Origin of the sequence: Planktothrix prolifica NIVA-CYA 540 (genome assembly GCF_963864145.1) — a bacterium.
In the GTDB taxonomy this organism is placed as follows: Bacteria; Cyanobacteriota; Cyanobacteriia; order Cyanobacteriales; family Microcoleaceae; genus Planktothrix; species Planktothrix agardhii.
This window is the reverse complement of the sequence record NZ_CAWLTW010000001.1, coordinates 5,275,388-5,288,949: the sequence shown is the minus strand read 5'-3', so window position 1 is coordinate 5,288,949 and position 13,562 is coordinate 5,275,388. Positions and strand designations below refer to the sequence as shown.

The window sequence follows — 13,562 nt, the reverse complement described above, 5'->3', positions numbered from 1 at the left end:
TAGGACAATTAGGTACCGAATTGCTAGATTACGTTTTATGAACCCGAATGAGTTGATAAGCACCCGCTTGATCCATAATTTGATATTGATCGGGTTTTAATCCTAGATCAATTAATTCTTGGGGATGTGCCAAAATTAAAAGGGTTTGGGGAGGAGATTTTTGTACGAATAGAGTTTGAATATAGGCGATCGCATCCCGGGGGTCAGGACTGTATTGCACTCGATGTTGAGTATAAAAAACTAAACTGGGTTTTTTGAAACCAATCATAATTAATTCTTCCCCTAATTTACGCTTTTGTACGACGGTTTGGGCTAGGTGTCGTAGGGGTTCTTGTCGATGTTGATCGAGTAAACTATAGGTGGGAGTTACCGCCACAATAAAAAAAACAATAAATCCCAAAATATTAACTATAAAAATAGATGAAATTCGACCTTTCCACCAACTTAGGACTATTCCTAATGTTGTGAGCACCCAAATCAAAGCCGATATATTTGGAATCCCAGAGGCTTGTAAATCCCCTCTAAAATCCGGCATATCTGCATCATATCCAATTAAATTTTTACTAAAATAACTGCCAATAGATGCCAAAAAAACAAATAAAATATTAATAAAAATTGCAATATTTAGGGAATTAAATTTATTTTTTTGAAAGCTATTTTTAGAGATGATATTATTCCAAAATAAAGATACTAATAAAACTGAGGCAGGAATCAGGGGCAAAATATAACTGGGAAGCTTAGTAACCGCTAGGGTGAAAAATATAAAAATTCCGCCAAACCAAAAAACAGCAAATAATTGGAGTTGTTTAATTCGAGTTTGATGTTGCCAATAGCGACGTTTCCAGAATTTTGTTGAAGCGATCGCCGGAGGTAAATACACAGAAAATGGTGCAAATCCGACTAAAACTACAATAAAATAGAAATACCAAGGAGCAGAATGGTGATTCACAACCGTTGTAAATCGTTGAAAATTATGATAACCAAAAAAAGAGTTAATATAGTTTTGACCATTAACTAAAATTACTAAAACATACCAAGAAATTGTAATTACTAAAAAAATTAAACTTCCCTTTAATAAATCCATTTCTTTTAAAACTTTGCGCCCTTCTCCCAAATAAATTAAAAATGAACCAATAATTAAAATCGGTAAAACAATCCCCACCGGGCCTTTGGTTAAAACAGCTAAAGCGGTTAAAATATAAAAAGCCAAATACCAAATTTTATAAGAATTAAAACCTGGAGGTAAATCTTGCCCTTCCTGTAATTCTGACTTTGCATATCCCAGAAAAAAAGCTAATAACGCCGAACCCAAACACCCGGTTAATAACATATCCGAAACCCCAATTCTTGCCCAAGCCAGAATCCCCGGATTAAATGCGATTAATAAAGCCCCCATCCAAGGTAAAGGATGTAAAATAATCTTTCTAAAACCTGGTTGAACCAATGGAGAAATAAAATCTTGTTTTTGATTATCTTTTATAGTATAAAATTGGATTTGTTGGACGTAATAACTTAAAGTATAAAATCCTAAACAAACAATAATAAAACCAGAAAATGCCGAAGGAAAACGGACTCCCCATTCATTTACCCCAACTATCTGATAGGAAATTGCCATTAACCAATAAATTAATGGGGGTTTATCGAAACGGGTTTCTTCATTAAAATAGGGAGTAATCCAATCCCCAGTGACTAAAATTTGACGGGAGGCTTCCGCAAATAGAGGTTCTGTTTCATCCACTAAACCAGAAGTTCCTAAATTCCAAAAAAAAGCCAGAAAACCGATTAAACCTAAACCTAAAATAAAAACTAGCCAAGGGAACCCAGGTGTTTTGAGTAGAGGTAAAAAAAAGCTGGGAATTTTTCGATTTGAACTTGATTTCATTGGCTAAAAATGCAGATATTAACGATTGAGATATTGACAGTTTACTGTTAATGTGTTAGATCACTAACACCTAATTCAATATATCAATTAGTTATTATCGTACATGGGAGTAAGAATACCCACATCATTAGGAAGATTGCTGCCTGAGTCAATTCGATCCCACAAAAAAAATAAAAATACAAAATTTGTGGTAATATGAACTTGGTCACTGACCCACCGACTGTTTCGGAACAGACAGGCTAAACACAACAGAAGTAGGCTTTTTGCCTTGCCGCAGATAGAACGGAGTTCGGGAAGGAGATGGATCACTGGTACAAAAACGAATCCACATTTATCTCCACAATTATTGATTTCTTCATGGGGTCGGTTTAATCACCAATTCCCATTCCTGGTCTTGAGGATTCCAAGCCGGAAGGGAAGTTTCCCCGACAATATACGGCCCCCAGTAATAGCGAGAACCATCAGGAGCAAAAACCACCAGAATATCACCGGATTTGAGGATTAAATCTTCTTGGGGAAGGGATAAAATCAGACCCTCCCTACTGCCCTCGGCGGGGGCAAAATCCCAGTGAACAGGTTCGGTGATATTCGGGGCTGAACGACTGAGTAAGGCCACACGCACCGGATGTTCCGTCAGGTTACTGACTCGAAATGACCCTCGGCGATAGTTTGTGGACAGTGGAGGCAAAGACGGGGGAATCATCCCAGATTTCAAGGGAAGACTAATATTCGGGGGGGATGGTTGCGGAATAGAGATTTTAGGAAAAGTTGTAGACAGGGAACTATGGGCAGATAAGACCATCTGTTCGGCGGGTTTTCGCTCCGTTTGGACACAATAGCGAAACAGAAATTGCCTTAAACTAATTAAAGTTAATAAAATTATTCCAGTAATTAGAAAGGCTGGATAAAGTTTATCTTTCATAATCTTTTGCTTTAAATTAGATCATTAATCCCACTAAAATTCACACTCTGTTTTATGCAAAATACCCGTCTGAATCGACTTGTCAATGTAATTAATGCCCAGGTAGGGCGATTGTTAATGAATCCTTGGCGACGGATTTCGCTGCTAATTATTAGTCTACTGTTTGGGATATTCCTAGCCCTGGGTATTTCCACGATAACCGGACAAAGGGGGCGTTTAGATGTGACGGTGGCTTTAGTAATATCTATCTTTGTCGAAGGGGTTAACTGGTTAGTTTACAATCGTTCTCCTCGTTTACGACAATCTTTTTGGGTAGAAAACCTAAATGCCCTCAAAATTGGTTTGAGTTATGGGTTATTTTTGTTAGCCTCAATGGTAGGTTCATAATGGAAATTTATTGCATAGAATTAGAATTATCTATGATTGAAATTCTCCAGGCTTGGAGGAATGGAAAAAAACCAGATTCCTCAGATTTAGCAGTTTTAGAAAAATGGGAACTGTCTGATCATCAACGTTCAACTGCCTTTGGAATTACACCGGAAAATGTTATGGTGAACATAGAAGCCCGATCCCGTCTATTCTGTCAACTTCAACAGAAAAAGATTGAGTTTCCTCTGTTATTTGAACAGCTAGAAACTCTATGGAAATTTTGGCTACCTTTAGCGACCCAACTAGCTGAACATCGTCAACGCTTGGGTCGTCCTCTGGTTCAAGGAATATTAGGAGGGCAAGGCACAGGAAAAACAACTCTAGGGAAAGTCTTAACTTATATTTTGTCTCTGTTCCACTATGACACACTTAGCTTGTCCTTAGATGATCTCTATAAAACTTATTCGGAACGTCAACAATTACAAAAAGCTGATCCGCGTTTAATTTGGCGAGGGCCACCCGGAACCCACGATCTTGAATTAGGAATCCAGGTTTTAGATCAATTGCGTCAACCTTTGCCAGATCAAACCATTGCCATTCCTCGGTTTGATAAGTCATTATGGCAGGGGGCAGGCGATCGCATTTCACCGGAATTCGTGACCGGAATTGATATTATTTTATTTGAAGGTTGGTTTGTAGGCTGTAGACCAATTAACCCCCAACTGTTTGATTCTGCCCCAGTTCCGATTATTACTCCCTCGGATAAAAAATTTGCTAGGGACATGAATAAACAGTTAAATGGGTATATTCATTTATGGGAAAAATTAGATCGGTTGCTAATTTTAAATCCTGTAGATTATCGCCTATCAAAACAGTGGCGAATCCAAGCCGAACATGATATGATTAAAACAGGAAAATCGGGAATGACTGATGTAGAAATTAGTCAATTTGTTGATTATTTCTGGAAAGCCTTACATCCCGAATTGTTTATAAACTCCTTGATGGAAAATCCCGAATTTGTTGATTTAATTATAGAGATTAATCCCGATCATTCTATCGGGAATGTTTATCAGGTTAATCTATGATTACCTCCGAGATTAGATCCTCCTAAATCTCCCTTTCCAATGAGGATTACGCAGATTATAGCAACCGCCAAGGCAGTTAAGACACCAGACGGTAAAGTGTTTTCCCCCGGTGTTCCCTCCCCCCTAGCCCCCCGTGCACGGGGGGTTTGGGGGGGCTGTTCCGGTGTTCCCTGCTATAACACAAATTAAAATCCGTGAAATCCGTGAAATCCTCTTAAATCCGTGATCCCTATTTACCTATTATGAAAACAACTCTATTAACATTAACTCTGATTTTCTCCTTTGGCATTAGTCAAATAGTTGAAGCCCAAACCCCAATCAAAAATCAACCAGTGGGTTTACAAAATTCTCTTATTGTGAATCAAATAACTCAAAATACCGAAACAATAACCATTGGAAAAGCCGCCGATTTAATCACTCAATGGTTAAATGCCAAATCCAAAATTTTCGCCTCTCCCTTTGACCGGGCACTCCTCGGAGATTTAACTACGGGTGTATTATATGCTGATAGCTTAAAAGGAATTAATTTTTTACAGGAAAATAATGCTTATTATCAATATGGAGTCCAGAAAATTGAATCTATAGAACGATTTGCAGCATCGGGAAATAAAGCTACCATAGAAGTTAAAGTTACCGAAGATACGACTTTATACAAAAATGGAAAAATTATTGAAAGTAGCTTTAATACCAAATTAGTGCGTTATAATTTAGAATATTGGGATGGAATTTGGAAAATTGCTAACTCTCAAGTTATGAGTTAAAGGTTTTAAGAATTAAAAATAGCGATCGCATTTGCAGAAATTCACTATGGTACAAGAACTGATTGATTTAAGAACTTGCATCGAAGAACAACGCTATGACCAAGCGTTAATGATTATTGATGAATTGGAAGGAATGGGAAAACAAGCTATTTTACGCAATATTCAGTCTTATTTACTTAGACTGTTGATTCATTTAATTAAAAATCAAATTGAAGAAAGGTTAACAAATTCTTGGGCAGCTTCTATCCGAGGTTCTATTCGAGAAATCCAAAAACTTAATCTTAAAGACAATAAAAAATCCTATTATATTCAACAAGATGAATGGCAAACTTGGTTAGAAGATAGCTTGGAAGATGCCATTCGAGATGCCAGTGTTGAAGTCATGAATGGAACCTATACCCCGTTTAAATTATCAGAAATAGTAGAACGAGATTCAATTTTAATGAGGGCTCAAATCTTACTCGATTTAACCTATCGTTATCCGGCTAAAGAATTAGCTGCTCAAGTTGATCAAACCTTAATAGAATTACCCGGAGGAAATGCTTGGAAAGATTAATAATCTGATAAAAAAGGCGGGTTTAGTACAATCAATAATTGCCATTATAAACTTTTTTGAACCCGCCCCTATAGAAATAATATGCCGTTTTAATGTCTCAATTTAAAGTTTATTAATCATCGGCATAAATATAACGGTATAACTCTTTCGGATCAGGTTCCGGGCTACTTTGGGCAAATTCTACCGCATCATCAATAATGGCTTGAACTTGCTGATCAATAGCTTTCAATTCCTCATGGGTTGCCAAATTATGTTCGGTTAAATGAGCCGCAAATTTTTTAATCGGATCACGAGCAAACCAAAATTCCTTCTCATCTTTATCGCGTAATTCATCGGGATCGGCCAAAGAATGTCCCCGGAAACGATAGGTTAAAGCTTCAACTAAAGTTGGGCCTTCACCCGCCCGGGCGCGAGCAACGGCCTTTTTAGCCACTTCCCTAACCGCCAAAACATCCATCCCATCCACTTCATAACCAGGCATTCCAAAAGCCGGGCCTTTTTTGTAGATTTCCGGGTCAGAAGTTGCCCGGTCATGGGCCATTCCGATCGCCCATTTATTATTTTCCACCACATAAATAATCGGCAGATTCCATAATGCCGCCATATTCAAACATTCATAGAATTGGCCGTTATTACAAGCCCCATCCCCAAAGAAACACATAGTTACCTGATCCGCATTCGGATCATTCATCGCTTCCCTGCGGTATTTGGTTTGAAAAGCCGCCCCTGTAGCCACCGGAATTCCTTCAGCAACGAAGGCAAACCCCCCTAATAAATTATGGGCCGAGGAGAATAGGTGCATCGAGCCGCCCCGACCCTTAGAACAACCTGTGGCCTTACCAAATAATTCCGCCATAACTTCCCGGGGTGGAACCCCCGCACTCAAAGCATGAACGTGATCCCGATAGGTACTACAAACATAATCCTCATCCCGACGACCCGCCCGGATCATCCCCGTAGCCACGGCTTCTTGACCGTTGTACAGGTGGACAAAACCGAACATTTTGCCCCGATAATACATCTCGGCACATTTATCTTCAAATAGCCGCCCCAGCACCATATCCTCATACAGCATTAACCCTTCATCGCGGGTTACAGCATTTGCATCCGCCTTAAACGTCGGTAACGTGCGTTCCTGTACCATTTTTTCCAATTACCTTTACCAATTTGAGATTCTATTTTACAGGTTGGGGGCGGGTTTATTAAAATTTCTGCTAATTAACAAATATTGACCCGAACCCGCCCCTACGGTCTGGGTAATATTAAGATAATTAGGGGGATTTAGAATCAATCTGATTGATCATTACTAAAAGGCAAATCCTGATTAACATGATCAATTTCCTGTTGTTCCATTTCGTTAATTCGTCCTATATAAGACTTTAAAATCTGAGCTAAACGTTGATCATAGAATCTATGCAAACTATAATTTGGTGTGGCGGGAAAACCACGACGTTTTTTATGACGACCTCCCGCACCCGGATCAAACAGAGAAATTTTGTTTTCAATTGCCCATTCAATCGGAGAATAATAACAGGCATCAAAATGTAAACAATCAATATCTTGAACACTTCCCCAATAGCGACCATATAAACGATCGCCTTTAGTTAAACAAAACGACATTCCCATCGGTTGATGTTGGGTAGTATCATCAAAAGCCGCGACAAAGACCACCCGATGCCGATAATTATGATGCAATTGTTCAAAAAATCTGCGGGTTAAATATTTACTTCCCCACCAACCAAACTTATCACAGGTACTAGCATAAAATTGATACATTTCCGAAAAAAACGCTTTCGGAATTTGATCACCCGTGTGAGTTTTTAGTTGTAATCCCGCTTGAGTAACTGCTTTACGTTCCCGCTTAATATTCCGCCTCTGATTAGCATTAAAACCTTTTAAATAATCATCAAAAGTTTCATATTCTTGATTTTTCCAAATATAACTATGATGTAACCAAGAAGCAAACCCAAACTTTTCTAACATCGGTTTCCATTCGGGATCAACATAGAGAAAATTACAGCCAGAAATTTTATTTTCAATACAAAATTGATCAATTGAATGCACCATTAACCCCGTAATTTCTTCTTCATCTTCTCCGGGTGCAATCATAAATCTATAGCCTTCTGCTGGAGTAAAAGGCGACATTCCTAATAGCTTAGGATAATATTCAATGCCTAATTGATGGGCAACATCCGCCCATTGATTATCAAAAACAAATTCCCCGCGACTATGCCCTTTAAGATATAAAGGTGCAATTCCTACTAACTGTTGATCCCGCCATACGGTTAAATGATGGGGTAACCAACCCGTGCGTCCAGTAGCACTTCCCGATGATTCAATGTTATGCAACCAATCCCACTCAAAAAAGGGCGTAATTAAAGGTTGGGCTAGGTTATCCCAGGCTGTTTGAGGGACTTCAGCAACCGTATTAATCCAACGGGTCGAATAGGAGGAGGTTAAGGGTTTTACCATATTATTTCAAAAATGATGATAGACGCATTCTTCAATATTTAGGGTAATCTAATTTTTACAAAAATGGGAAATAACATAATTATTCGCCAGTTAATACTTGATAATGTAAAAATACTTCTTGTCCTATGGTTTGTACCTCCAATAATTGCAAACGCGGGGCGACGGCGGATAAAAAGCCCTCTCCATCGGCGGGGCTGGGAGAATTTCTACCACTTAAAATTAAGGGACAAATGGTTAACCAGAATTGATCAATCAGGTTTTGTTTTAAAAGGGAAGCAACCAGTTGACCACCTCCTAATATTCCTAACTTATTTAAGCCTAATTTTTGGAATTGTTCAAAAGCCATACTCCAGTTAATTTGATGATTATTATGATCAGCAATAATTATATTTTCAAACCCTTCTGTATTATTCCATAATTGTTTACCCTGATTTGTGGTTAGCAACCAATGGGGAACAGATTGTTGAAAAAAACGTAAATTCGGATTAATCTTTCCTGAAGCAGACACCACAATTTGTATGGGTTGAGGGGGTTTTCCGTGCTGTTTTCGGTATTTTAATAATTCAGGATCAGTAATTTTGATAGTGGTTTGATAGGCGTTTAATGTTCCCGCACCGAATAAAACCCCGTCCATTTGTGCCACTTGTTTTTCTAAATGTAGTTTATCTTGTTCTGAACCAAAACGAGCAGGCGATCGCATTTGATCAGAAATTTTACCATCCGCACTCATCGCTAAAATTACCGTAGTTTGAGGTCGGTTAACACCGGGTTGAGGAGTCATAAATTAAATTCGCAACAAGCACCAATAATACACCCACAGTAAGCACCGCTTAAGTGTTTACAACTTCTTGATATTCTTTGTGTCTCAGTGTCTTTGTGGTTAAATTAAGTTTTAAAATCCTTAACAGTTTAGCTGATTAACTAACCAGATGATTTTTAGCATTTCTCAATTCTTTTTGAATAGAAATCGCTTTTCCTAAAGAAGAAATTGCTTCAGGATATTGTTTTAACTTAGACAATAAAGAACCTCTATAACGCCAGGTTTGCGCATCATCAGACTGACAGGAAAGAGCCGCATCATAGGACGCTAAAGCTTCAGGATATTGTTCTAATTTTTCTAAACATAACCCTTTAGATCGCCATGCTTCTGATGAATCGGGTTTTAAATTAATCGCTTGTTCATAAAGGGCGATCGCTTCTGAATATTTTTGTAGTTTAACTAAAATTTCTCCACATTCAAAACAAGTTTCATAACTATCAGGTTTAATTTCTATGGCTTTTTTATAGGAATTTAATGCCTCTTGATTTTGGTTTAATTTCCCTAAAGTATTTCCTTGAATTTTGAATAATTCAAAATTATTAGGATTTAAACTCAATGCTTTTTCCAAGGATTTTAATGCTTCTTCATGGCGTTGTAAAGCTAATAAAGCATTGGCTTGATTTAACCATAATTCTGATTTATTGGGATTAAGTTTGATCGCTTGTTCGTAGGATGCGATCGCTTCTTCATACCGTTGTAATTTTGCTAAAACATTGCCTCTATTATGCAGAGTTTCATATTTATCGGGAGCAATTTCTAAGGCTTTATTATAGGATTCTAATGCTTCATCAAACCGTTTGAATTTTCTCAATAATGCCCCACGATTGTGCCAAGATTCATAATCATTAGGTTTAATTTTAATAGCTTGGTTATAGGATTCAATTGCTTCTGCATACCGTTGTAACCGCACTAAAATATTGCCTCGATTATACCAAATTTCATATTTTTGCGGTTGTAAACTCAGACATTGATCATAAGTTAATAACGCCTCTTGATACCGTTGTAATTTAACTAAAACGCCCGCTTTTTTATACCAGGCTTGATCTAAATTAGCATTGGCTTCAATTGCCTTTTCTAAATATTTTAAAGCCGGGTCTAACTGACCTTCTATAATTAAAGATTCTGCTTTTTTTAAGTAATCATCAGCAATCATTAACTCGGAAACTGGCTGGGATTTAACAGCCATGGATATCGGAGAAATTACTAATTTTTCTGGCTCGGAAAATTTTGATAACCCATTCAAAGAGACTAATTTTTTATCGGGTAATTCGGGGATATTTTTGGGAATTTCTAAGGTTTGTTCCTTTAATTCTTTTAAAGACTGCTCTTTAATCTCTTGTACTTCAGAAATCATGGCTTGTAACCGGAATACAAATTGAGATTTAAGGGTTTCTACTTGTTCAATAGAAGACTGAGAAAGTTTAGCTTCTCGGCTTAAAAAATCAAGAGATTCCTGGGCGGTTCCCATTTGTACCTCTAATTCTTTAATTAACTGTTGATAACGCTGTTTAGAGGCTTTTAATTGTGCCTCTAAATTATCAATTCGGTTCAACTGCTTTTGCGCTTGAGTCACAATCTCTTTAACTATCAAACGACGCACTAACCAAAAGAATAAAATTGTTACACTGGGGATTAATGTGGCGACAATTAATAAGGTATTTAATAAAGTAATTGTCTGACTAAATTCATAATTTAATGCAGAAGCTGGGCTAATTTGGGCGACGGAAATGGGGGTTGTAATTTTGCTTTGTGGCTCCCCCTGAACAATTTTAACTAATTTCGCTAACCAAGTTTGATCCAGAACATTAGTCATTGATAATGATGCCAGTTCTGTTGAGGAATATTCCGCATCGCTAAAAGATGGACTACCGATCATTTCCGGCATACTGACTGCTAAACTAGGAGCTAATGCAATCATCTCAACCGCATCAGCCGACCGACCCGCCTCGGAAGCATTGGGTAGAGGATTTGGAGATTGTTCAGGAATAGAACTCGCTTCAACACAGGAGTCCTGAGCAACAAGGGCTGCTAAGGTTAAAAGGGTAACTGTCGATAACCGCATAAGTGTCAATTCGTTTAGGGGGAGTGCTGTTCTATCTTACGAATTGACACCGCTTGATCAGGATTTTGCAGCAGAAACCCGATTTCCAATTTTTAAACCTGAGCTAAAACAGGGTGTTGGATTTGAGAGACTGTAGACTCAGATTTCGTATTTGTACAATACACTTCACAGGAATTATTCGGGCTTTCAATCAGTTTGATTTTATGTAATTGCGCCCCTAAATTATGAATTGGTTTTTGCAATAAATTTTGGATATGAACCGCAATATTTTCCGCCGTTGGTACAACTTTAGAAAAGTAGGGAATATCTTTATTTAAAAACGTATGATCAAAGGGTTCCACAACATAATCATTAATCACTCTTTGTAACCCTTCTAAATCTACAATCATCCCCGTCTGAGGATCAACTTCCCCTTTAACAGTTACTTCTAAATGGTAATTATGACCATGACCGTTAGGACGGGCGCATTTGCCATAAATTTCAAAATTATCCTCAAAACTGAGGTCAGGATGAGCCAGCCGATGGGCGGCACTAAAATGTGTACTAATTGTCAGATAAGCTTCCATACTGTTTCCTTGATATTCTGCCCAGAGTTCGGGATGTTCAAATAGTTGAATTTTGGTGAGGGGAAGATGGGGGGCCAACCGATGCCAAATCGCCTGGGCCAGAGCTTCCGTGGTCGGTAGGGTTTGCTGAAATTCCGGCCAAACATCATTCAAGTAGGAAAAGTCTAAATGGTCGGTGACTTCCCGTTTCAAGGTATGTTTGACGTCGGACAGGTTTAAGACCATGCCATATTCATCGAGTTCTCCGACCATTGACACATACAGAACATAGTTATGTCCATGTCCAGGGGCGCGAGATGTGGGGCCAAACCGCTTCAGGTTCTCGGTGGCGCTTAATTCGGGCAACCAATACCGATGACTGGCGGAAAATTGCGCCCGACGGGTGATCACGCATTCCATAAAATCTGAGCCAGAGGGATGTTGTTAAGTTATATAAACTTATTTTAATCTTTTTTGATGATAATTTCAACTTTGATTTAATAAAAACCCGCACTGTTAATCATTCCGGTCTGTGATGTATTGTCTGATAACAGCAGGTAAACAATAAAAATGGTCTTGCTTTTCTAGCCAACACCGTCTGAATAGAGATTGTAGAACGTTGAGTAAATCTGAGGAATTAATTTGTCTCCTTTGCAAAAGTTGGGCTAAATTTACGGGTTGCTCATCCTGAACTAATTCTAAAATTACTTTTTTTTCCAGAGGAGATAAACGATTAAATTGCTGTTGTAAATTATCCTTTAAACTTTGGGGTAAAAAAATAGTATTATTTTCAATAATTTTATCCCCAAAATCTTCTATTTCTAGGATAAAATTTGCTATTATGTTTAACCATAATGGATTACCTTGATAGTGATGAATCATGGGGGTTAATTTTTCATATTCTCCCAATTCTTGTTCTGGAAAAAACTGTTCTACTGCTGTTGTTTCTAATCCTCGAATGGTTAGGGCTTTAAATCGTGGATTTGAGCTTCTAATTTCAGCTAATTCTATGGGTTGTTCCCAACCGATGAGCAGAAAGCAACTTTGATGGGTTAATTCTTGTATTTTTTTAAATAAAGAGCAAAATTCTTGATGTTGGAGTTGATATTGTCCAGCTAATTCACCCGGACAAAAAAGATGATGAAGATTATCAATAACAATTAAACAGCGATGGTTTTGTAAATATTTAATGAGTTTTAAACGCTTTCCATTTTTGGCAATTAATTCATGTTCTGTTCGTTGCTCAAATAATTGAAATAATTCGGCTTGAAATTCAGGAAAAGTAGAGTAATTATCTAAATTATACCACAAAATATATTCAAAATCAGGTTTAATTTTTTGTAAAAGTTTAACTGCAAGTTTAGTTTTACCAATTCCACTGATACCCGTAATCGTAATTAAGCGACAATGTTCTTGTAAAATCCAGGTTTTTAGGGTTTCGAGTTCAGAAGTGCGATCGTAAAAAACACCTAATTCTGGCATTTCACTTAATTCGTGATTTTCAGTTGGGGGTTGTTGATAATCTGAATTTGAGTTAGGTATATCTGGCGGTTGACTTATTTTTTCACAAAAATTAATGTTCCTAATCTGTACAGATTCTTGTAGGGAATTTGATGAAAATAGAGAAACTTGTAATCTCTGCATTACTGATCTTAAATTCGATTTATTAACTTCTTCTCCTAAAGATTCTGAAAAAATATGCCATAACTTTGACCCAATATCCCTAACATAGCTCTCGTTGCAATGAAAGTCTTCTGCAATTTTTTCATAAGTCTCTCCTTGTATCGTTCCCCGTACAACTTTTTCCTGTAAGTCATTAAGGTGCTGACCTGTTTTAGCAAATACCAGATCATCAGTCAGTTTCAACATTTCGTCAAGAGTCATAGAGTATTGTAAATATTATGATCACTCCTATTATACTCAACAGTTTACAACAATTACAAACAATTACCAACATTTTTCAAATATAAACATTGAAAACACCAACAAAACAGCTTACAAAATAATACTTTTTACGAATAGACAGACTCTAATTATATAGGATAATATAATAGTAAGACTTATAAATAATAGTCTTTGAGGTAGTAA

12 protein-coding genes are annotated in these 13,562 nt (G+C 37.4%); 4 read left to right on the top strand and 8 right to left on the bottom strand.

Annotation, left to right across the window (positions count from 1 at the left end; all coding sequences use genetic code 11):
* Positions 1 to 28: 28 nt before the first annotated feature.
* On the bottom strand, positions 29 to 1,882 hold the full coding sequence (locus AC559H_RS23615; protein ID WP_026798608.1) for an ArnT family glycosyltransferase: 1,854 nt from the start codon (positions 1,880 to 1,882) through the stop codon (positions 29 to 31).
* A gap of 355 nt (positions 1,883 to 2,237) precedes the next feature.
* Positions 2,238 to 2,804, bottom strand: coding sequence for a hypothetical protein (locus AC559H_RS23610; RefSeq protein ID WP_026794732.1), 567 nt, complete (start codon positions 2,802 to 2,804; stop codon positions 2,238 to 2,240).
* Between the two features lie 54 nt (positions 2,805 to 2,858).
* Between AC559H_RS23610 and AC559H_RS23605 the strand changes: the two genes are divergently transcribed.
* From AC559H_RS23605 to AC559H_RS23590, 4 genes are all read left to right on the top strand, one after another.
* A complete protein-coding gene (locus tag AC559H_RS23605; RefSeq protein WP_026798070.1) occupies positions 2,859 to 3,191 on the top strand; it encodes a DUF565 domain-containing protein in 333 nt (110 codons plus the stop codon).
* Positions 3,191 to 4,258: a glycerate kinase gene (locus AC559H_RS23600; protein ID WP_087882146.1), complete on the top strand. Its 1,068-nt coding sequence runs from the start codon at positions 3,191 to 3,193 to the stop codon at positions 4,256 to 4,258. The genes AC559H_RS23605 and AC559H_RS23600 overlap by 1 nt, the downstream gene beginning before the upstream one ends.
* A 242-nt stretch (positions 4,259 to 4,500) precedes the next feature.
* Positions 4,501 to 5,019 carry an ARC6/PARC6 family protein gene (locus AC559H_RS23595; protein ID WP_026794736.1) on the top strand — a complete coding sequence of 173 codons (519 nt, stop codon included), beginning with the start codon at positions 4,501 to 4,503 and terminating at the stop codon, positions 5,017 to 5,019.
* A gap of 46 nt (positions 5,020 to 5,065) precedes the next feature.
* Entirely contained in the window at positions 5,066 to 5,575 is a 510-nt protein-coding gene (locus AC559H_RS23590; protein WP_026794737.1) for a DUF29 family protein, read from the top strand.
* 112 nt (positions 5,576 to 5,687) lie between these two features.
* On the opposite strand, the gene pdhA is transcribed toward AC559H_RS23590, so the two are convergent.
* The 6 genes from pdhA to AC559H_RS23560 form a co-directional block, all read right to left on the bottom strand.
* A complete protein-coding gene (gene pdhA / locus AC559H_RS23585) occupies positions 5,688 to 6,719 on the bottom strand; it encodes a pyruvate dehydrogenase (acetyl-transferring) E1 component subunit alpha (RefSeq protein ID WP_026794738.1) in 1,032 nt (343 codons plus the stop codon).
* A 143-nt stretch (positions 6,720 to 6,862) separates the two neighbouring features.
* Complete coding sequence (locus tag AC559H_RS23580) at positions 6,863 to 8,047, bottom strand: GNAT family N-acetyltransferase (RefSeq protein ID WP_026794739.1); 1,185 nt, start codon at positions 8,045 to 8,047, stop codon at positions 6,863 to 6,865.
* Positions 8,048 to 8,126: 79 nt separating this feature from the next.
* Positions 8,127 to 8,828, bottom strand: a complete 702-nt coding sequence (locus tag AC559H_RS23575) for a RibD family protein (protein ID WP_026794740.1) — start codon at positions 8,826 to 8,828, stop codon at positions 8,127 to 8,129.
* Between the two features lie 136 nt (positions 8,829 to 8,964).
* Positions 8,965 to 10,929 carry a tetratricopeptide repeat protein gene (locus AC559H_RS23570; RefSeq protein ID WP_051319676.1) on the bottom strand — a complete coding sequence of 655 codons (1,965 nt, stop codon included), beginning with the start codon at positions 10,927 to 10,929 and terminating at the stop codon, positions 8,965 to 8,967.
* A 92-nt stretch (positions 10,930 to 11,021) separates the two neighbouring features.
* Positions 11,022 to 11,894: a 6-carboxytetrahydropterin synthase gene (locus tag AC559H_RS23565; protein ID WP_026794741.1), complete on the bottom strand. Its 873-nt coding sequence runs from the start codon at positions 11,892 to 11,894 to the stop codon at positions 11,022 to 11,024.
* Positions 11,895 to 11,990: 96 nt separating this feature from the next.
* Positions 11,991 to 13,358: a helix-turn-helix domain-containing protein gene (locus AC559H_RS23560; protein ID WP_026794742.1), complete on the bottom strand. Its 1,368-nt coding sequence runs from the start codon at positions 13,356 to 13,358 to the stop codon at positions 11,991 to 11,993.
* Positions 13,359 to 13,562 lie beyond the last annotated feature (204 nt).

What these genes read in the sequence shown, in the direction of transcription:
- AC559H_RS23615 (WP_026798608.1), bottom strand. Translation starts at nt 1,882, where the DNA reads ATGAAATCAAGTTCAAATCGAAAAATTCCCAGCTTTTTTTTACCTCTA.
- AC559H_RS23610 (WP_026794732.1), bottom strand. Translation starts at nt 2,804, where the DNA reads ATGAAAGATAAACTTTATCCAGCCTTTCTAATTACTGGAATAATTTTA.
- AC559H_RS23605 (WP_026798070.1), top strand. Translation starts at nt 2,859, where the DNA reads ATGCAAAATACCCGTCTGAATCGACTTGTCAATGTAATTAATGCCCAG.
- AC559H_RS23600 (WP_087882146.1), top strand. Translation starts at nt 3,191, where the DNA reads ATGGAAATTTATTGCATAGAATTAGAATTATCTATGATTGAAATTCTC.
- AC559H_RS23595 (WP_026794736.1), top strand. Translation starts at nt 4,501, where the DNA reads ATGAAAACAACTCTATTAACATTAACTCTGATTTTCTCCTTTGGCATT.
- AC559H_RS23590 (WP_026794737.1), top strand. Translation starts at nt 5,066, where the DNA reads ATGGTACAAGAACTGATTGATTTAAGAACTTGCATCGAAGAACAACGC.
- pdhA (WP_026794738.1), bottom strand. Translation starts at nt 6,719, where the DNA reads ATGGTACAGGAACGCACGTTACCGACGTTTAAGGCGGATGCAAATGCT.
- AC559H_RS23580 (WP_026794739.1), bottom strand. Translation starts at nt 8,047, where the DNA reads ATGGTAAAACCCTTAACCTCCTCCTATTCGACCCGTTGGATTAATACG.
- AC559H_RS23575 (WP_026794740.1), bottom strand. Translation starts at nt 8,828, where the DNA reads ATGACTCCTCAACCCGGTGTTAACCGACCTCAAACTACGGTAATTTTA.
- AC559H_RS23570 (WP_051319676.1), bottom strand. Translation starts at nt 10,929, where the DNA reads ATGCGGTTATCGACAGTTACCCTTTTAACCTTAGCAGCCCTTGTTGCT.
- AC559H_RS23565 (WP_026794741.1), bottom strand. Translation starts at nt 11,894, where the DNA reads ATGGAATGCGTGATCACCCGTCGGGCGCAATTTTCCGCCAGTCATCGG.
- AC559H_RS23560 (WP_026794742.1), bottom strand. Translation starts at nt 13,358, where the DNA reads ATGACTCTTGACGAAATGTTGAAACTGACTGATGATCTGGTATTTGCT.